At 52.3% G+C, this 516-nt stretch carries 1 rRNA gene; it reads right to left on the reverse strand.

Annotated elements, in window-relative coordinates:
* Window positions 1-516, reverse strand: a 23S ribosomal RNA gene (locus ACU8YC_RS26205); the annotation flags it as partial.

The raw sequence follows: 516 nt of genomic DNA on the forward strand, positions 1-516 counted from the left end.
TCAATTAACCTTCCGGCACCGGGCAGGCGTCACACCGTATACGTCCACTTTCGTGTTTGCACAGTGCTGTGTTTTTAATAAACAGTTGCAGCCAGCTGGTATCTTCGACTGATTTCAGCTCCACGGGTAAACCGCTTCACCTACATATCAGCGTGCCTTCTCCCGAAGTTACGGCACCATTTTGCCTAGTTCCTTCACCCGAGTTCTCTCAAGCGCCTTGGTATTCTCTACCTGACCACCTGTGTCGGTTTGGGGTACGATTTCGTGTTACCTGATGCTTAGAGGCTTTTCCTGGAAGCAGGGCATTTGTCACTTCAGCACCGTAGTGCCTCGTCATCACACCTCAGCGTTAAAAGGTACCGGATTTACCTGGAACCTCCGCCTACATGCTTAAACCGGGACAACCGTCGCCCGGCCAACATAGCCTTCTCCGTCCCCCCTTCGCAGTAACACCAAGTACAGGAATATTAACCTGTTTCCCATCGACTACGCCTTTCGGCCTCGCCTTAGGGGTCG

The organism is Citrobacter sp. VF227, assembly GCF_052950715.1.